Raw genomic sequence first — 19,485 nt, forward strand, 5'->3', positions numbered from 1 at the left:
CTTGGTCGCGGCCGCTCGTACTCTCTGGTCCCCGGTCGTACTCACTGGTCCTCGGTCGGCGCCGGACCCTCCGTGGCGGCGGCGATGACTGTGGTCAGGCGGTTGTGGAGATCCATCAGCTCGCCGAGGTCCAGGCCCAGGCGCTCTACAATCGCGGGCGGGACTTCGAGGGCCTGGTCGCGGAGCGCGCGGCCTTTGCCGGTGAGCGATACGGCCAGGGAGCGTTCGTCCATGACCGAACGGGCGCGGCTGAGCAGGCCGGCGGCTTCGAGGCGTTTGAGCAGCGGCGACAAGGTGGCCGGCTCGAGCTGGAGCATCCGGGACAGTTCCTTGACCGAGACCGGTTCGTGCTCCCAGAGCGCGAGCATCACCAGGTACTGCGGATGGGTCAGCCCCATCGGCTCGAGCACCGGGCGGTACAGCGCGATCACCGTACGCGCCGCGACCGCCAGCGCGAAACACACCTGGTGCTCGAGCGCCAACGGGTTCTCCGGCGGCGTGATCTTCGTCCCTGCCATGTGGTTAGTGTAGCAACTTTATGTACACTAATGATTAGTACACGAAGGAGCGAGGAGCGATGACCCAGGTGATACGACGGCGGACTCCGCGTCCGATGAACATCGAGACCGTACAGCGCTGGGTCGTGTCCGCCGTCCTCTTCCACGTCGGCACTGTGCCCGCGGTCACGCTGGCGGTCTACAGCATCGGCGTCGCGGCGGACGAGTTCGGGCGGGGCGTCGGGCTCTGGTTCATGTCCGGGGTGATCGGGTTGCTGACGGTCGCGGGCATCCTGGCGATCTTCCGGCGCAGCCTGCTGTCACCTTGGCTGATCCTGGGCCTGATCCCGACCGCGGTGACCGGGTTCTACATCTTCTGAGCTCATCTTGTGAGCTCATCTTTTGGGCTCGCCTTCTGGGCTCGCCTTTTGGGGCTCATCGCGGCTTTTGCGGGTACCGCGCTCAAAGAGGCGGTCGGCCTCGCGCAACGCCGGGAGCTGGGGGGTGTGCTCAACCAGGCCAAACGAAGTCGACCGCCCTACCGCAAGCTTGGCACCATCGGCCCGGCAAACGTGAGAACCGTACGCATTCCGGAACCGCCCGGTCAAAAACTCCCATCGCCCGCGGAGAACACCGCCGACCCGTCGGCGAGGCCACGTTTACCCCGCCCCAATCCGGGCACCGACCACCCGATTTCTACGGGAGGGGTTCTCATGACCGTCGGCGGCGTCGACACGTACTACGACTACGACGAACACCAATGGAAATTCAGACGCCTCGGCGGCGGCCCCGTACGCCGCACCCCCGCCTGCCCCACCCCACCCACGACCGCCACAGCAGACCACCTCAACACCCACGCCACCGCGGACACCCTCAACACGCACGCCACCGCGGGCACCCTCAACACGCACGCCACGGCAGACACCCCCAGCACGCACGCCACGGCAGACGTCCTCAGCACGCACGCCACGGCGGACACCCTCAGCCGGGATGCCCACCACGCCCCCGCCACGCCACCCAACCGCGCCCCCAACTCACGGACGGCTGACCGCGACCGCACCGCGCAACTCGCCGACGGCTGACCCGGACCGCATCCCCGCACTCGCCGACGGCTGACCCCGACCGGCCCCGCAACTCGCCGACGGCTGACGCCGACCGACCCCGCAACTTTGCGTACGACTGACGCCGGCGTCATCCGCGCAACCGGCAGGGCCACCGATCCACCCGGCACCCACGCGCGTCGGCGGATCGCCCCGTCGAGCACTTCTCGCCGCACTCCGCGCGCCGAACGACGTGCGACTCAAGGCGAGCGCGAGCGGTGAGCGCGAGCGGTGAGCGAGAGCGGTGAGCGAGAGCGGTGAGCGAGAGCGGTGAGCGAGAGCGGTGAGCGGTAGCGACGAGCGGTGAGCGAGAGCGACGAGCGACGACCGGTAGCGGCGAGCGAGAGCGACGACCGGCGAGCGGCGACCGGCGAGCGGCGAGCGACGAGCGAGAGCGACGAGCGGCGACCGGCCAGCGGCCAGCGGCGAGCGGCGAGCGGCGAGCGGCGAGCGGACAACCCTTCGTTTCAGGGGTCAGCCCCTCAGCTGGTGGGTTGGCCCCTGGAGTTTTGAGGGGGCAACCCAGCATTTCAGGGGCCAAGCTGGTCGGGAGCGGGAGCGGGTGCGGGTGCGGCAGCTGGGGCGGGAGCTGGGGCGGGGCGGCGGTGGTTGGGGTGGTGGTTGGGGCGGTGGCGGTTGGGGATGAGGAGTAGGGCGAGGACGAGGAGCATTGTGCTGATGCCTGCGAAGCCGACCGCGTGGACGCCGGTCAGGAAGGCGTGGCGGACCTGGCCGAGGTAGATCCCGTCCGGGCGGGCGGCCGCCTCACGGAAGCCGTCGACCCACGTACCGGCGGCATGACCCGCGGTGCCGGCGAGGCTGGAGCGGTAGACCACCGTCGCCAGGCTGCCCAGCAGGACGAGCCCGGTCGCGATGCCGATCTCGTTCGCGGTCTGGGCGAGCGACGCGGCCGAGCCCGCCCGTTCCTGCGGTGCGTGCGAGATGATGTCGTTCATCAGGAACGGGAACGCCGCCCCGATCCCGGCGGTCGTCAGGACGGCACTGCACACCACCACCGCGATCCCCGACCGCCCGGCCGGAAGCAGTGTGTACGGGACGAAGCCGGCCGCCATCACGATCAAACTGCCGAGCACCACGTGCTTCGGGCTGAACCGATGACCGAGCCATGGTCCCGCGTTCGCGGCGATGATCATCGCGATCGTCGACGGGATCATGAGCAGCGCCGACTTCAGCGGTGACAGACCGAGCGCCGACTGCAGGTAGAACGCCGCGAAGATCGACGTACCGCCCATCAGCAGAGCGGTCAGGAACAGTACCCACATCGCGCGGCTCACGCCCGGCATCCGGAGCAGTGCGAGGTCGACCAGTGGATGTTCGAGCGCGCGCTGGCGGCGTACGAACAGGAATCCGAGCACCAGACCGATCAGGCCCAATCCGGTCATCGCCCAGACGGGTGCGCCGTTGACCGACCACTTGAGGGTGGCGACCAGGGCGAGGATCGAAGCCAGGCACAGTGCGGCGCTGCGGACATCCAGCGGTACGTCGATTCTGGTTTCGGATTCGGGGAGCAGGCGCGGGGCGGCCAGGAGGGTCAGGAGCATCACCGGTACGCCGAGCAAGAACACAGAGCCCCACCACCAGTACTGCAGCATGACTCCGCCGATCAGTGGCGCGACGGCCATGCCGGTGAGGAAGCAGGTCATGTACGCGCCCATGGCCGACACTCGCTGCTTCGGATCCGGGAAGAGCTGACCTATGAGGGCCATCGACGCGGGCATGATCGCCGCGCCCGCGAGGCCCATCACGGCACGGGTGGCGATCACCATCCAGGGCGCGGTCGAGAATGCGGCGACGGCCGAGGCAACCGCGAACACCGCGGCACACAAGACGATCAGCCGCCGCCGGCCGATCCGGTCGCCGACGGCCCCCATAGTGACCATGGTGCCGCCGACCATGAAGCCGTAGATGTCGTTCATCCAGAGCAGTTCGGTCGGCGAGGGCCGGAGCTCGGCCGCCATCCGTGGGAGGGCGACGCCGAGCACGCTGATGTCGATCGCGATCAGCAGCGAAGGCAAGGACAGCAAGGCCAACGCGACTCGAGGGTCCCGAATCCGACCCGAAACCGCCCCGGCCGACGTGGGTGTGGTCGTCACAAGAAGTTCCTTTCAGACAGTTCAGACCGCGTACGGGTCAGCGCTGGGCGGCGGGTTGGTAGTGGGTGATGACGACTTGGGAGTCGGCGACCGTGGTGTTGACGCGGTGCAGGGTTTGGCGGGTAGTGGGTGGGAGGAGGGGGCGGCCGCCGCCGAGGGTTACCGGGTGGACGGCGATGTGGAATTCGTCGATCAGGCCGTGGCCGGCGAGGGTGGCGGCCAGGGCTGAACCTCCGGTGAGCAGGAGGTCGCCACCGGGCTGGGATTTCAGCTCGGTGACCTGCTTGGCCAGGTCACCGCCGATCACCTGGCTGGTCCACTCGTCGCCCTGGTACTCGTGCGAGAACACGATCTTCGGCGTCGCCCGCCAGAACGGCGCGAACGCGGCCGTGTGCGGATCGTCGCTGATCGACTCCGCGTTCGGCCAGAAACCGACCATCATTTCCCACACCGGCCGGCCGAAGAGCAACGTGTCGACCCGCTGATCCAGAGCCTCCGAGTACGCCGCCAGCTCCGGCCCCATCACCGGCCAGTCGAACTCGCCGTTCGGCCCGTCGATGAACCCGTCGATCGAGCTGTGGACCCAGTAAATGAGCTTTCGCATTGCCGCCTCCTCGAGAGTGTCTTCGCGAGTTGGTCGGACCTGGCCGCACCTTCTTGACATCCCTGCCCAGTGAATCTGCGCGGTTTCTGTCTGAAGGGCGAACCCGAGGCTAGACATCATATGTTTCACCTGCGAAGGTGAGGAAAAGCCGCTGAAATACCACCTGGAGCGGTTAAAGATGCGATCTGGAGGTAGTGCGATGAAGTTCGCCCGCTTGGGTCCGGTCGGCGCGGAAGTACCGGTCGTGATCACCGACGACGGTGTCCGCGACCTGTCCGGTCTCACCACGGACCTCGACGCCGGCTTCTGGGAGACCGACGGTCAGGCCCGGGCCGCGGCCGCGCTCGCCGCGGGTGAACTCCCCGTGATCGAGGACGCCGGCAGCCTGCGGATCGGTGCACCAATTGCACGGCCCGGTGCAATTGTTTGCATCGGCATGAACTACGCGGCGCACGCGGCCGAGTCGGGCGCTGCACCGCCGAGTGCACCGGTCATCTTCTTCAAGGCACCGAACACCCTCGCCGGCCCGAACGACCAGGTGACGATCCCGCGCGGTAGTACGAAGACCGACTGGGAAGTCGAGCTCGGCGTCGTGATCGGCAAGCGCACGTCGTACCTGGATTCGCCTGCGGAGAGCTTGGAGTACGTGGCTGGCTTCGTGGTGGCGAACGACCTGTCCGAACGGGCGTTCCAGATCGAGCAGTCCGGCGGTCAGTGGAGCAAGGGCAAGATCGCCGCCGGGTTCAGTCCGGTCGGGCCGTGGCTGGTCACGCCGGATCAGGTCGAGCACCAGAAACTCCAGCTGCGCAGCTTCGTCAACGGTGAGCCCCGGCAGGACTCCAGCACCGCCGACCAGATCTTCGACGTCGCCACGGTGATCCACCACCTGAGCCAGTACATGGTGCTCGACCCGGGCGACCTGATCATGACCGGTACGCCGGAGGGCGTCGCCTTGTCCGGGCGGTTCCCGTACCTGAAGCCGGGCGATGTCGTCGAGGTCGAGATCGACGGCCTGGGCCGCCAGCGCCAGGAGTACGTCGCGTACGAGGCCGGCCGATGAGCGGAAACCCGGCCGACGCGACCGACACGACCGACGGGCGGCCGCGCGCGGAGTTCGACGGTTTGGTTGCCGTCGTCACCGGTGGCGGCTCCGGAATCGGTGCGGCGACGGCACGGGAATTGATCGCCCGCGGAGCGCGAGTCGCGGCGCTCGATCTCGACCCGTCCGGCGCACCCGAGGGCGTACTCGGAATCACCGCGGATGTGACCGACGACGCGAGCGTACGCGCGGCCGTACAGCAAATCGTCGACGCCTTCGGCCGGATCGATGTGGTCGTCAACAACGCCGGCATCGGCGCGCAAGGAACGATCGAGGACAACCCGGACGACCAGTGGCAACGGGTGTTCGACGTCAACGTGATGGGTGCGGTCCGGCTCAGCCGCGCGGCGCTTCCGTACCTGCGCGAGTCCCCCGCCGCCGCGATCGTCAACGTCGCCTCGGTCGCCGCGACGACCGGCATCCCGCAGCGCGCGCTGTACTCCACCACGAAAGGTGCGGTGCAGTCGTTAACCCTCGCGATGGCAGCCGACCACCTCCGCGAGGGCATTCGGGTGAACTGCGTGAACCCGAGCACGGCCGCGACGCCGTGGGTGCAGCGGCTGCTCGACGCCGCGCCGGACCCGGTGGCTGAACGCGCCGCGCTCGACGCCCGCCAGCCGCACGGCCGGCTGGTCGAGGCCGAGGAGGTGGCGCTCGCGATCGTGTACCTGGCCGGGCCTTCTTCCGGCTCGACGGCCGGAACCGCGCTGGCGGTCGACGGCGGAATGGCTACGCTGCGACTCCGCCCGAAAGACTGACCGACCAGCCCAATGGATTGTCCGACTAACCCGATGGACTGATCGGCTAGCCCGATGGACTGATCGACTAGCCCGAAGGATGAGTTGAGAATCATCCGAACGACAGCACAAGGAGCCGGATGGCGCTGACCGATGTAGCCATCGAGAAGATCAAGGCGATGATTCTCGACGGCCGCCTCAAGCCCGGCGACAAACTGCCGCGCGAGGCGGACCTCGCCGAGCAGCTCGGGATCTCCCGCAGCCCGCTCCGCGAGGCGGTCAGCGTGCTCTCGATGCTGCGCATCCTGGACGTACGGCGCGGCGACGGCACGTACGTCACCAGCCTCACGCCCAACCTGCTGCTGGAGACGATGAGCTTCATCATCGACTTCCACCAGGACTCCAGCATTCTCGATCTGTTCGAAGTACGCCGCGCGCTCGAACCGATGGCGGCCGAGAGGGCGGCGCTGGTGATGAGCGACGCGGACGCGGCGGACCTGCTCGCGCTGACCGACGCGGTCGACGCCGGTAGTCCGGTCGGCGAGGTGGTGGCGAACGACCTGGAGTTCCATCACCGCATCGCGGCCGCGGCCGGCAACCCGGTGCTCTGCTCGTTCGTGGACAGCGTCGCCGGGCGTACTCAACAGGCCCGCATCTGGCGCGGCGTCACACAGGCCGACTCCTTCGAACAAACCCAGCGCGAGCACCGCGCGATCGCCCTCGCCATCGCCGACCGCCAGCCCAGTGTCGCCGCTGCCCTCTCCCTGACCCACGTAGCCGCGATCGAAAACTGGATCCGCCGCAGCCTGACCCCGTAGCCCCACCCGATCACCGGCAACCGGACCCCTTACAGGCTGTGTCTTTCCGCGCTGGGCCGGACTGCTCGATAGACCCTGGGTACTCCGCGGAGTCGATCTGCCACCAGGTACGTCCGCCACCACGTACCGGCAGCTGGTAGCAGCGATGCGCGCAAACCCTGCGGTTCAGGGCGCCGTAGTGACAGCGCACAAGCTCCGGCTGTACCGCGCTGCCGCTACGGACTTCACCAGCCTTGACGTAGCAGCGGTGCTAGCGGAGGAGGTCAATGCAGTCGCCACTAGCACCAGTGCCGTTGAGGGATACGCCCGCGACCCGCTAGCACTGACCCATGTACTCACCCAGGTGCTTCCAGCCGAGCCGTACGTCGTATGTCTAGGTGCCGGCGGTGCTGGTACGGCGCTACTGCTCGCACTGCACCAGAGTCAGATCACCGGCTTGACCGGCGTGGGCAACGCAAGTGGAGCTGCACCCTCCGGTGTACGGGCAGTCTTCGCGGACACCGATCCACAAGCACTGGATGCGATGCGCGCGGTCGCGGACCGAGCTGGCATCGCCACCGGTCACCTGACCTTTGCTCTGGTCAACCATCCGGCGGACTGCGACAAGCTGATCGCAGCAGCACCGGACTCAGCCGTAGTAATCAACGCCACTGGTCTAGGGAAGGACGCCGCGGGCAGCCCCGTCACCGACCAGGTGCCGTTCGCCAAGGACATGCTGGCCTGGGACCTGAACTACCGCGGTGACCTGCGTTTCCTGGATCAGGCCAAGACGTGCGGCATCCGTACCGTTGACGGTTGGGCCTACTTCATCGCCGGCTGGACCAGTGCGCTCGCCGCCATCGCGGGCATCCCCCTCACCCGTACGCTCCTGGACGACTTCGCCCGGGTCGCGCAGCGCTGAGTTCGGCTGGATTGTCGGAGCCTCCGGGTAGGGTCTGGGCGTGGATGCAGGTGAGCGGATTCAGGAGCTGGCGGGGCGGATCGTGGAGTTGCGCGATGCGTACTACCGGGGTGCTCCGGTGGTGGCGGACGCGGATTACGACGCGGTCGAGGACGAGCTGCGGGAGCTGATCGCGGCCAATCCGGAGCTCGCCCCGGACCCGAACCCGTTGGAGCAGGTGGGCGCGCCGACGATCCTGCACGCGCCGGTGCGGCACTCGCGGCCGATGTTGTCGCTGGAGAAGGCCACCCGGCCGGAGCAGGTCGAGGCGTTCTTCGGCCGGTTTCCAGGGCAGTCCGTGGTCGTGATGCCGAAGCTGGACGGGCTGTCGCTGGCCCTGGTGTACGAGAACGGGCAGCTGGCCCGAGCGGTCACTCGCGGCGACGGCACCACCGGTGACGACGTGACCCCATTGGTGCGTGCACTGACAGACGGCGTCCCGACCCGGCTGAAGACACCCAATGATGCGCCGGAGCGGGTCGAGGTTCGCGGCGAGGCGGTGATGTTGCGGTCGACATTCGCCGCGTACAACGCCGCGCACCCGGACAAACCGCTGATCAACCCGCGCAACGCGGCCGCCGGCACGCTGCGCGCCAAGGACCCGGCGACCGTCGCCGAACGGCGGCTGCAGTTCCTCGCCTTCGACCTGCTCAGCGAAGGCGACGCCACCGACGCCGACCTCGAGCGAGCGTTGCAGACCATGGGCTTCACCGTCGCCGGGATGCGGCACTGCGACGACGCCACCGCGGCACAGGCCGTGATCACCACGATCGAGCAGCAGCGCAACGAGCTGGACTACGACCTCGACGGCGCGGTGCTGCGGCTCGCCGATCGCGGTGCGTTCGCCGCGGCCGGTACGCGTTCGAGCTCGCCCCGCGGCGCGCTGGCGTACAAGTTCGCCGCCGAGGAGAAGACCACTGTGCTGGCCGATGTGGTCTGGGATGTCGGCAAGACGGGCAAGATCGCGCCGGTCGCCTGGCTGGAGCCGGTGTTCGTCGGCGGTACGACGGTCACCCGCGCCACGCTGGCGAACCAGGAGGTGATCCGCGCCCGCGACATCAAGATCGGCGACACGGTCCTGGTCCGCCGGGCCGGTGATGTGATCCCGTTCGTCGCGGGCGTGCTCGACGCGTCGAAACGTACCGGAGCCGAGCGCGACATTGTGCCGCCGTCGGTGTGCCCGTCGTGTGAGCAGCCCCTGACCGAGCAGGGAAACAGTCGCGAGCTGTTCTGTACGAACGTGTCCTGCCCGGCGCAGACCGTACGCCGGCTGATCCACTGGGCGTCCCGCGCCGCGGCCGACATCGATGCGATCGGTGGCGTCTGGATCGAGCGGCTGGCGGACGCGGGGATTCTGGAGCATCCGTCGGACTTCTACCACTTGACGGCGGAGGGCCTGCTCGAGTTCGACCGGATCGGCGAGATTTCGGCGGCGCGGATGATCGACTCGATCGACACCAGCCGTCAGGTCGGTCTCCGGCGGGCGTTGATCGGTCTGGCGATCCCGATGGCGTCCGAGGGTACGGCGGCGCGGTTGTGCCGGGCGGGCTTCGGCTCGCTGGAGGAGGTCGCGGACGCGGGCGTGGACGGGCTGGTCGCGGTGGAGGACATCGGTCCCAAGGTCGCCGCGTCCCTGATCGAGCACCTGACCCGCCTACGCCCCGAGCTCGAACGGCTGCGCGCGGCCGGGGTCTCGCTCGACGTACGCGAGGAGGACCTTCCGCCGGTCGTCGCCGCCGGGGCACCACTGGCCGGTAAGACCGTGGTCGTGACCGGCGCGATCAGCGACCCGCGGTCCGGCGAGAAGGTCGCCCGCCCCGCGTTCCAGCGGCTCTGCGAGAAGGCAGGCGCGACGATCGCGTCGTCGGTCTCGGCGAGCACCGACTTCCTGATCACCGGCGCGGACGTGGGCGCGGCGAAGCTCACCAAGGCGGAGAAACTCGGCGTCACCGTGGTCGACCAGTCCGAAATCTGGCAACAACTCCAGGCCGCCGATTTGCTCACTCACTGACGCTGATCGCCACGGAAAGTAACTCGTTGGCCGGGGCGGATGGAAGCGTAGTCTCGGTAGGGACGTGTTCCGTGCCCTAGGGGGGACCGACCGTGAGCCAGCCTGCCACTCAGCCTGAGTACCCGGATGCGATCGACGCTGCGGTGCTGAAGATCGCCGGCGTGGTCGTGCTCGGCGCGATCATGTCGATCCTGGACATCACCGTGGTGAACGTCGCGCTGCCGACGTTCCAGGACGAGTTCGGTACGCCGGAGAGCCCGGTCGCGTACTCGCACGTCGCCTGGACCGTGACCGCGTACACGCTGGCGCTCGCGACCGTGATCCCGCTGACCGGCTGGGCGGCCGACCGGTTCGGGACGAAGCGGCTGTACATGAGCGCGATCTTCCTGTTCACCGCCGGCTCCGCGCTCTGCGCCACCGCGACCAGCATCGACATGCTGATCGGCTTCCGGGTGCTGCAGGGCCTCGGCGGCGGCATGCTGATGCCACTCGGGATGACGATCATGACCCGCGCCGCCGGACCGCACCGGATGGGCCGGCTGATGGCGATCCTCGGCGTGCCGATGCTGCTCGGCCCGATCCTCGGACCGATCCTGGGCGGCTGGCTGATCCAGGTGGCGAGCTGGCACTGGATCTTCCTGATCAACGTGCCGCTGGGCGTGATCGCGCTGGTGTACGCCTGGTACGCGCTGGCGAAGGACACCCCGGAGCGATCCGAGTCGTTCGACTTCCTCGGCGTCGCGCTGATGTCGCCGGGTCTCGCGCTGTTCCTGTTCGGTGTCTCGTCGCTGCCGGCCGAGAACGGTGATTTCGGTGCGCCGCGGGTCTGGGTGTCGATGCTGATCGGGGTCGTGCTGATGGCGTCGTTCGTGTGGCACTCGTTCCGGCCGGAGCATCCGCTGCTCGATCTGAGGCTGTTCCGGAACCGCAATCTGACCGTTTCGATCGCGACGATGTTCCTGTTCGGCGCGGCATTCTTCGGTGGGCTGCTGCTCGTACCGACGTACTTCCAGCAGATCCGTGGCGAGTCCACACTGCACGCCGGTCTGCTGGTCGCGCCGCAGGGCCTCGGCGCGATGGTGACGATTCCGATCGCGGGGCGACTGGTCGACAAGGTACCGGTCGGGCGGATCGTGCCGTTCGGGATCGCCGGGATCGTGATCGGGATGTTCGGACTGACCCAGATCACGGCCACCACGCCGTACCCGGTGCTGATCGGGATGCTGGTCGTGATGGGTCTGGGGATGGGCGGCACGATGATGCCGCTGTTCACGTCGGCACTGCGCACGCTGGCCGGCCCGCAGGTCGCGCGTGGTTCGACGTTGCTGAACATCACCCAGCAAATCGCGTCGTCGTGTGGTGTCGCGACCATGTCGGTCATTCTCACCAACCAGCTGAACAACTCGCCGATCATCCCTGGTACGCAACACATCCCCGGTCTGGGCGACGGTCTGCGCGAAACCCAGGCCGCGATCCTGTCCAACACCCGCCCGCAGAACCTCGCGCCGCTGCACATCGACCCGTCCGCGATCGGCCGCGGCCTGACCGAGGCGGCGACGGCGTTCTCGCACACCTACTGGGTCGCCTGGACGCTGGTCCTGTTGACCCTGATCCCCGCCCTGCTACTCCCCCGCCGCCGCGAACAGACCCGCCTGACCGACGACGACAAACTCCCACCCGCCGTCGTCGACTAGAACCTCGGCAGCTCGACAGTACGTATACGCCGACTGTCCGCGGCCGCAGGCGGAACTGTCGGTTGGAAGGCGGGACAGTGGGGGTATACGTACTGTCCAACTGCCGGCAAACGGACGGGACGGGCGGATGACCGACAAGTTCGCGGAGCTGACACACGTCGTGGAGGACCTGGGCCCACTCGATCCACAGCTGCCGGTCGTCCGCCGGCGGGAGTTGCGCCCTGGTGAGCTGGTCCGGCTGCGTGGCTTGGCCTATGACGAGGGGCCAGTACTAGCGTCTGCTGGGCGGGGCACGCGGTGGGTTGAGGGGTCCGGCAGTATTCGGTTCAGCTGTGAGGCGGTGCGGGGCGTACAAGTGGTTAGTGCGCTGTGTCTGGCCATTGCGCCGACAGCCGTGCGTTCTGGTGAGTCCCGGTGCGACGCGGAGAGCGGTGTGCTGTGGTTGCAGCATCCTGGTGATCCGGCTGGAACAGCTATGGAGCTGTCGTTCTGATGAGTGACTGGCTGTTCGGCGGGCCGTTTGCGGATGCGCGTTGTGCAGTGGGTGTGGCGTACGACGACTCTGGGTTTGAGCGGGTGACGTTGCCGCACACGGTGGTGCCGTTGTCGTGGCGCGATTGGGAGCCGGCCGCCTGGCAGCGTCAGTGGTGCTATCGGCAGTGGTTCGATGCGCCCACCGATGGGCAGCGGGTGTTCGTGGATGTGGACGGGGCGTTGCATGCGGCTGAGGTGTACGTCAACGGGCAGCTGGCCGGGGTACAGCGTGGCGGGTACTTGGCGTTCTCGCATGAGGTGACGGGACTGCTGCGGCCGGGGCGCAATCTGTTGGCGATCGCGCTGGACTCCCGATGGTTGCCGATACCGCCTAATGGGCATCCCGATGGGCCGGGCACGGTCGACTACTTCCAGCCCGGAGGGATCAGTCGTGGTGTGTCGTTGCGGTCGGAGCCGGAGACGTTTCTGTCCGAGGTGTACGCGCGTCCGGTGGATGTACTCGATCCGGTGCGCCGCCGGCTGGATGTCACCTGTTCAGTCAATGCGCTTGGCAACTATCGCGGCAGGCTGACTGTTTCACTGCAGCGGGATGGTGTTGTTGTCGCGACCGGGTCCGCTGAGGCATCCGGGTCGGTCGCGGCGTCCGGGTCGGTCGGGTCGGTAAGGGCGTCCGGGTTTGAGGTCGGGGTGACGCTTGATGCTCTCGGCAACATTTCGCTGTGGTCGCCGGAGTCGCCGGTTCTGTACGACGTGATCGCCCGCCTCGAGACCGCCGACGGCGTGAGCGAGCGGACCGTACGCATCGGCTTCCGGGAGGCTCGTTTCGAGGTCGACGGCTTCTGGCTGAACGACTCGCGGGTCGAACTGTTCGGTCTCAATCGGCACCAGATCTTCCCCTGGACCGGGATGGCGATGCCGGATCGCGTCCAGCGGCGCGATGCCCAGATCCTGCGTGAGGAGTTCAACTGCACGATGGTGCGGTGCGCGCACTATCCACAGTCGCCGGCCTTCCTGGATGCTTGCGACGAGCTGGGATTGCTCGTGTTCGAGGAGATTCCCGGCTGGGCGTACGTCGGTGATTCCGCGTGGCAGGAGCTCATGGTCGCCGACGTGGAACGGATGATCCGCCGCGATCGCAATCGTCCGTCGGTGGTGGTGTGGGGCGTCCGCGTGAACGAGTCCGGTAATCACCCGGCGCTGTACCGGCGTACGCAGGAGCTCGCGAAGCGGCTCGATCCCGATCGCGCGACCAGCGGCGCGATGTTGGTAGACCATTACTCCACGGATGATTTCGACCAGGATGTGTTCGCGTACAACGACTATGCGCACGACGAGAACGGCGCCCGGCTGCTGCCGCCGCTCGCTGGTATACCATTTCTGGTCACCGAGGCGATCGGGTCACTCGCCGGGCCGCACTTCTACCGCCGCACCGATCCGCCGGACATCCTTGCGCGGCAGGCGTTCCTGCACGCACAGGTCCATCACCAGGCCGGTCTCGACGACCGGTACCTGGGCGTACTCGGCTGGCAAGCCTTCGACTACGACTCCCAAACCGGCCACGTGGACCACCGGCTGAAGTGCAACGGCGTCGCCGACACCTTTCGCATCCCCAAACCGGGCGCGGCGGTATACCAAGCCCAAGTCTCGCCCACCCAACGCCCAGTCATCGCCCCCACCTTCCCCTGGGACACACGCCTCACCGGCCCCCAATCCATCCACACCAACTGCACCCACCTAGAACTGACCCTCACCCCAGCATCCACCGCCCGGCCGGTCGCCAGTTCCTCGGCAGTCGCGCCTGACTCCTCTGCGGCGTCAACGCCGCCATCCACCGCCGAGTCCCCGACGGCACCAGCGTCTACCCGCGCCCGAGCTTCCTCCGCCGGTCCAGCGGTTGTCCGGATTGTTGTGGAGCCTGATGGAGAGCAGTTCGGCGGTCTCGCGTACCCGCCGTGCTTCGTCCAACTCGACCAGGACCCCGCGATCTTTCCCGACCTCCGCATCGACGGCTACCTCGACGGCCACCGGGTGATCACCAGGCTCTTCTCCGCCGACCGCAACACCGACCGCCTGGACCTAACCCCCGACGACCAGGAACTTGTTGCCGACGGCACCGACATGACCCGGATGGTGCTCCGCGCCACCGACCGCCACGGCAACACCCGCCCCTCCGCCACCGGCCCCGTCACGCTCCGCCTGACCGGCCCTGCCCAACTAGCCGGCCCGACCACCGTTCTCCTTGAAACCACCGGCGGTGCGATGGCCGTCTGGGTTCGCACCCAGACCACTCCCGGAGTCATCCAGCTGACCGCCGACCATCCCACCCTCGGTCAAGCAACAGCCACCATCACTTCGACCTGAGATCGGCGATCAACACCAGCAACCGGTACAAGAGGTACGAGTCGATCACCGCAAGCGTCACATGAATCGTGAACCACCGCGGCACCCGCTCAGTACGAAGCCGACGAAGCGTCTTGAAGGTCACCCACAGGTTGTGCGGAATACAAGCGATCAACCCGACGATCCCGCCGACGGTCGCGGCATCACCCAGTACGCCCGTGACGCTTAACCCGTCAGGAGCCCCGTCGAACTGCAGAAACACCAACGTGGTCGCCACCAGTACACCAATACCCGTACGACCAAGCGCTTTCTCGTACGTCTCCTTGGCGAACTGCACAGCCAAGTCACCAGCCGCCCGCGCGGCCAACTGCAGTACGACGATCGCGTGCAGAAACACCGTGGTGGCAACAAACCCACCCAGCAACACCGCCGGCTGAGCGAACGCCGGCCCATCATCCTCCGACCAAATCAAAACCCAGTCCCGCGGCAAGAACACCCCGGCCAGCATCATCACCCCAAGCCAAAACACAGCCCAGGGCGCCCGCACCCGCTGCCCCTCTCCACCAGCACCCGCCCCACCGGCCCCACCGGCCCGACCCTCAACCGCACCGCGAGCACCCGCACCGCCGGCACTCCCCTTGCCGGCACTCCCCTTGCCGGCACGCCCCTTGCCGGCACGCCCCTTGCCGGCACCCGCCGCCCCCGCTCGGCGCGCCGCGGGAGCGACTGCGGTGGCGGCGGCTTGGGTCGGGTTTCCCCGGCGCGCAGGTGAGCCCTGCGGGCGCTTACGTTTTCTTGCCACCGAGCCTCCAGTCCACGAATCGACTGGCTGACCGTACCGGCCACCGGACTCAACCGCCCACGACCGGTCCACATCAGGTACCGAAGGACGGGTAGTGGTACCGCGCAGCCGGCCAATCCAAGCGGCAACCACCGCGCCGTCAACGGCCGAACCCCGACCACTACCCGTCCTTCGGTACCACCCGCCGCGGCAGCACCGCCCCCGGGCTGCCGCGGCGGGCCGGTTAGGTGATGGAGGTGGTTGCGGTCTTGGCGGCGCCGAGGGTGTAGGTGGAGACCGACGGCGTGGTCGTGAGGGTGACGGTCGCCGTGCGGGTGTCCGTACCGGAGTCGAACCGCCGCGCCGTGAAGGTAACGGACCGCGAGGTCTGCCCGGCCGGGATCACCACGACGCCAGGTATACCGTCGTAGTCGTACCGCGCCTTCGCGGTACCGGACAGTGCGTACGTGACAGCCAGCGGACGGCTCACATCAGCACTCGACCTGGTCACCGTGAGGGTGATCTGCTGCCCAGGCGCGACCGTAGCGGGCGTCATCGCCATCGTGACCGTACTGGCCGGCAGCGCAGTAGTTGCATCGATGGTGCAGGTCACGTTCCGCGGGTTCGCACCGAAAGAACTGGTCGCGCCATTCGGATCGACCACGTGCAACGTACCCGAGATGTTCGCGACCCCACCGCCACCACTAGGTGCGTCCACCGCCTTCAGGAAGTTGTCGTTCCCGACCGCCGTCATCACCATGAACTGGTTGAACGCGACGTGCCCGTAGTCGACCGGTCCGCCGTTGCTGTAGTCGTACGACCAAATGTCGATCACATGGTCGCCGGTCGCGTTCGGTACGTTGTTCCAGTCGAAGCAGACCGAGTTGTTGAGCGACAGCAACGTACCGTCAGCCGGCTGGACGCTTCCGTCGGTCGGAATGCTGCCGGACCAGTTGTTCGCGATCAGCAGACTGCGCTGGATCGGTGACGTCGCGATCATCGAGTACTGCATGGTGAGGTTGCCACCGATCGCGCTTTGCCCGTCACCGGCCAGCAGGAAGTTCGGGTACGTCCACGCGCCGCCCGCCGCCGACGAACGCTTCTGCGCACCGAGCCGGACCCGGTCCAGCGTGATGCCGATATTTGGTATATCAGTCGCCGTCTTCAGATGCGCGCCCTGGTACTGCACGCCACAGTTGACGTTGTTCTCCATCACGCAGTCCTGGACCAGGATGTTGGACAGCCGCCCGTACTCGGTGATCGTGCCGCCGCTGTACGTCCACGGCTGATCCGGCTCGAAGTCGATACCGGCGCACGGCCCGGCGTTGAACTGCCCGGACGCGTTCGTACCGGAGTCGGACCCGGTAAACGCACTGCCCGTGACCAGCAGTCCGTCGACGGCCGCTACCGACATCCCGTTCCGGCCGTTGTTGTCGCAGGTGACGTTGACGATGTGGATCGGCCCTGCCCCGGCGTCACCACCACAGTAGTTGTTGATCGAGGCGTTGTTCTTGGCCGGCTGGATCTGGATGCCGTCGCCGGATGCGTTCCGCAGGGTGAGTCCTTCGATCAGGACGTTGCCGGCGGAGAACATACAGATTGCGCTGTTCTGCTGGTATGCCAAATCATTGCAGCGCGTGTGGTTCGGATCGTTGCCGTCGAACACGGCGCCGTACCCGGTGATCACGACACCCCAGGCGCTGTACCCGTGGTTTCCGGCGGTCGGGCGAGCGTTGGCGTTACCACCGATCGTCAGCATCCGCGTCGCGGCCGGGATCGTGGCCGCGGCCTGTGCCTTCACCACGACGCCCGGCTCGAGGATCAGGTGCAACTGGGCGGCGCCGGTCCGGAAGTAGTCGGTGGTCGGGTGCCAGCCGACGAACAGCGGATCGGTCATCCAGTCCTGACCGTCGTACGGGACGATGACCGTCGCGACGCCGCTGCTCACCGTGGTCGCGGCCAGGTCCAGCTGGGCCTGGATCACCGAAGTGTCGGAACCGTTGCGTGTGACAACGAACGTTTGGGATGCGTCGGCAACCATCGGCCGGGCCGGAACAGCGGCGGCAGCGGACGGCTGGAGCAGGGACGGACCGGCGACGGCACCAGCCGCCGCGGCCGACGTGATCAGGAAGGCTCGTCGGCTGTAGCCGTTGTCCTCAGCAGGCATGGGCGTGTACCTCCGATTGAGTTGGAATTACCGTGGGTTGCCCGGGCTGATCGTCACCGAGGCGATCCGGGTGGCGCCGTACTGGTACGCGTCGGCGTGCATGACCTCGAGGTTCACCGTCCGCTTCCCGCCCTTCCCGTCCGGACGGCGGGTGCGGAAGCTCAGTTCGGTCGTGGTCTCGCCGGGCTTGAAGACCGCAACCCCGGACAGCCCCGGGAAGTCGTACCGTTCGCGCGCGTCGCCGGTCGCCGAGTACACCACCGCGAGTGCCTTGGTGGTGTCGCCGCCGGACCGGGTCAGCGTGAAACGCGCGGTGCCGCCGATGCCGACGTTCGGCGTCGACGTGCTGATCGAGATGGCCGGTTTCGCGGTCCCGGCCGGCGCCAGTTCCTCGGTGACGACCAGGCTGTTCTTGGCTTTCGAGATGTTCGCGCCGAACGGCTCGCCGACGGTTTTCACATACGCGGTGAGGTCGCCGGACAGCCCGGTGCATTCGTAATCCGGGTCGTTCGCCTTCGAGTACGAGGTGATCAACGGATTCGCGTGATTGGTGTTCATCACGCACTCGGTCCAGCGAACACCGCCGAACTTCTTCGCCGTATCCGGTCCGGCGACATAGACCATCGCGATCGGCTCGTACTTCCCGGCCCGCGAATACGCGTCGTTCCAGATCGCGGTCCGGGTGAAACTCAGCCGGAAGGTGTCCACATCCGGCAACGACTGGGTACGAATCGCGGCACCGAACAATCGGGAATCGATCAGTGAATCGCTGACCGTCACCGCGCCGGGCAGCAACGGGCCGCTGCCGATACCACCGTTCTCCAGCGAGGTCGGGTCACCGTTGTCACCGGACACCGAGCAGATGAACGTACCGAGGTCCGGCGCGGTGTTCGCGCCGAACAGCACGTTCTCGAACGTGATCCCGACCGGACCGCACTCCGGCTCCGCCCCACCGAGACACAGCGCGTTGATGGTGACGGCCTGACCGACGTTGTCGGTGATCGCGCAGTTGCGGATGACGATGTTCTTCAACCGGCTGTACGGGAGTTTCGTGAACGGTTTGGTGGTCGTCCGCGGCGGATCGGGTTCGAAGTCGATACCCGCCATCGGCGGCGTGCCGAACGTGTTCCGGAATGCGCACGACTCGACCGTCAGACCGTCGACCGAAATGACGGTCATCGCATTCCGGCGGTGGTTGTCGCAGCACACGTCGATCAAGGTGATGTTGCTGTTGTACGTCTGCCCGATCGCCTTCGTACGCTTGCGGTCGTAGCGCACACCGAGGTACAAACCGTCGCCGCCGGAATCGCGCAGAGTCAGGCCTTTCACGGTGATGTTGTCGGCACTGAGAATGCTCAACGCGTGCCGCCATTCGCCCGCGTTGTACTCCGGTTTGTTCATCGCCAGCGTCGCGCCGTACCCGTCGAACGTGATACCGGAAACCAGCTCCCCGGCCTCCGAACCGGCCACCGTGATCAGGCAGACGTCGACGGTGTTGAAGATATCGACCACGCCGTCGAAGGCGCCGGCCTTGGCGCGTACGGTGACGCCCGGCTCGAACTGGATCGTCAGGTGATGCGTGCCCTTCGGGTGGGCGGGGTCGAAGCCGATCACCAGTGGCCCGGTGATCCAGTCATCGGCTTGTTTGTCGATGTACAGCACGGTGTCAGCGGTCCGGGTCGCGTCCAGCGCCGCATTGATCGCGTTCTGCAGCGCGGCGGTCGAGTCCGCTTTCTGCCAGCCGTAGCTGGAGGCAACGATCGCTCCGCGCGGTACTTGGCGGGTGGCGGCGGATGCCGGTTCCGCGAAGACGGCCGGTGCGGCCGCGGTCGCGCCGGTGGCCAGGGTGGCCACCGCACTGCGCTTGAGGAAGGTGCGACGGCCGAGGCCGTCGGCGGGAGAGGTGGTCTCTGAGGTCATCACTGCACTCCGATCGTCTGCTCGCCACCGCGCGGTACGCCGTCGAGGCGGCGGTCGGCGGTGCAGCGACTTGCACACTGGCGCATTGACGCCGTCGCGATCACAGTTGGAGCGATCACAGTTGGCGCGATCACGTCGGCGCAATCGATCGTGCAGAGCGCGCGGAAC

General features: G+C 67.3%; 15 protein-coding genes. 9 read left to right on the forward strand and 6 right to left on the reverse strand.

The features are described from left to right. Window positions 1–41: 41 nt before the first annotated feature. Window positions 42–518, reverse strand: a complete 477-nt coding sequence (locus ABD260_RS08410; RefSeq protein WP_344232807.1) for a MarR family winged helix-turn-helix transcriptional regulator — start codon at window positions 516–518, stop codon at window positions 42–44. 59 nt (window positions 519–577) lie between these two features. On the opposite strand from ABD260_RS08410, the gene ABD260_RS08415 reads away from it, so the two are divergent. Together ABD260_RS08415 and ABD260_RS08420 are read left to right on the forward strand one after the other, a co-directional pair. Further along, a complete protein-coding gene (locus ABD260_RS08415; RefSeq protein WP_344232808.1) occupies window positions 578–877 on the forward strand; it encodes a hypothetical protein in 300 nt (99 codons plus the stop codon). Between the two features lie 333 nt (window positions 878–1,210). Next, window positions 1,211–1,579 carry a hypothetical protein gene (locus ABD260_RS08420; protein WP_344232809.1) on the forward strand — a complete coding sequence of 123 codons (369 nt, stop codon included), beginning with the start codon at window positions 1,211–1,213 and terminating at the stop codon, window positions 1,577–1,579. 548 nt (window positions 1,580–2,127) lie between these two features. Here the strand turns inward: ABD260_RS08420 and ABD260_RS08425 are convergent. Then, a complete protein-coding gene (locus ABD260_RS08425) occupies window positions 2,128–3,711 on the reverse strand; it encodes an MFS transporter (RefSeq protein WP_344232810.1) in 1,584 nt (527 codons plus the stop codon). A gap of 37 nt (window positions 3,712–3,748) precedes the next feature. Beyond that, the gene (locus ABD260_RS08430; RefSeq protein ID WP_344232811.1) at window positions 3,749–4,315 is read right to left on the reverse strand and encodes a dihydrofolate reductase family protein; all 567 of its coding nucleotides are present in this window, start codon (window positions 4,313–4,315) and stop codon (window positions 3,749–3,751) included. 199 nt (window positions 4,316–4,514) lie between these two features. On the opposite strand from ABD260_RS08430, the gene ABD260_RS08435 reads away from it, so the two are divergent. The 7 genes from ABD260_RS08435 to ABD260_RS08465 all read left to right on the forward strand — a co-directional run bounded on the left by ABD260_RS08435 (window position 4,515) and on the right by ABD260_RS08465 (window position 14,470). Continuing rightward, window positions 4,515–5,375, forward strand: coding sequence for a fumarylacetoacetate hydrolase family protein (locus ABD260_RS08435; RefSeq protein ID WP_344232813.1), 861 nt, complete (start codon window positions 4,515–4,517; stop codon window positions 5,373–5,375). Continuing rightward, window positions 5,372–6,172 (forward strand): SDR family NAD(P)-dependent oxidoreductase, encoded by an 801-nt coding sequence (locus ABD260_RS08440; protein ID WP_344232814.1) that lies wholly within the window; start codon window positions 5,372–5,374, stop codon window positions 6,170–6,172. The genes ABD260_RS08435 and ABD260_RS08440 overlap by 4 nt, the downstream gene beginning before the upstream one ends. A 119-nt stretch (window positions 6,173–6,291) precedes the next feature. Beyond that, window positions 6,292–6,969, forward strand: coding sequence for a FadR/GntR family transcriptional regulator (locus tag ABD260_RS08445; protein WP_344232815.1), 678 nt, complete (start codon window positions 6,292–6,294; stop codon window positions 6,967–6,969). Between the two features lie 178 nt (window positions 6,970–7,147). Beyond that, the gene (locus ABD260_RS08450; protein WP_344232816.1) at window positions 7,148–7,870 is read left to right on the forward strand and encodes a hypothetical protein; all 723 of its coding nucleotides are present in this window, start codon (window positions 7,148–7,150) and stop codon (window positions 7,868–7,870) included. A 40-nt stretch (window positions 7,871–7,910) separates the two neighbouring features. Continuing rightward, entirely contained in the window at window positions 7,911–9,920 is a 2,010-nt protein-coding gene (ligA, locus tag ABD260_RS08455; RefSeq protein ID WP_344232817.1) for an NAD-dependent DNA ligase LigA, read from the forward strand. Window positions 9,921–10,012: 92 nt separating this feature from the next. Next, on the forward strand, window positions 10,013–11,614 hold the full coding sequence (locus ABD260_RS08460) for a DHA2 family efflux MFS transporter permease subunit (protein ID WP_344232818.1): 1,602 nt from the start codon (window positions 10,013–10,015) through the stop codon (window positions 11,612–11,614). Between the two features lie 492 nt (window positions 11,615–12,106). Next, window positions 12,107–14,470, forward strand: a complete 2,364-nt coding sequence (locus tag ABD260_RS08465; RefSeq protein WP_344232820.1) for a glycoside hydrolase family 2 TIM barrel-domain containing protein — start codon at window positions 12,107–12,109, stop codon at window positions 14,468–14,470. On the opposite strand, the gene ABD260_RS08470 is transcribed toward ABD260_RS08465, so the two are convergent. The 3 genes from ABD260_RS08470 to ABD260_RS08480 form a co-directional block, all read right to left on the reverse strand. Then, window positions 14,457–14,960: a hypothetical protein gene (locus tag ABD260_RS08470; RefSeq protein WP_344232821.1), complete on the reverse strand. Its 504-nt coding sequence runs from the start codon at window positions 14,958–14,960 to the stop codon at window positions 14,457–14,459. The two genes, ABD260_RS08465 and ABD260_RS08470, sit on opposite strands and share 14 nt — an antisense overlap. 514 nt (window positions 14,961–15,474) lie before the next feature. Next, on the reverse strand, window positions 15,475–17,397 hold the full coding sequence (locus ABD260_RS08475) for a hypothetical protein (RefSeq protein ID WP_344232822.1): 1,923 nt from the start codon (window positions 17,395–17,397) through the stop codon (window positions 15,475–15,477). A gap of 27 nt (window positions 17,398–17,424) precedes the next feature. Then, a complete protein-coding gene (locus ABD260_RS08480; protein WP_344232823.1) occupies window positions 17,425–19,317 on the reverse strand; it encodes a hypothetical protein in 1,893 nt (630 codons plus the stop codon). Window positions 19,318–19,485: the final 168 nt, after the last annotated feature.

The sequence above is a fragment of the Kribbella hippodromi genome, from assembly GCF_039531045.1.
In the GTDB taxonomy this organism is placed as follows: domain Bacteria; phylum Actinomycetota; class Actinomycetes; order Propionibacteriales; family Kribbellaceae; genus Kribbella; species Kribbella hippodromi.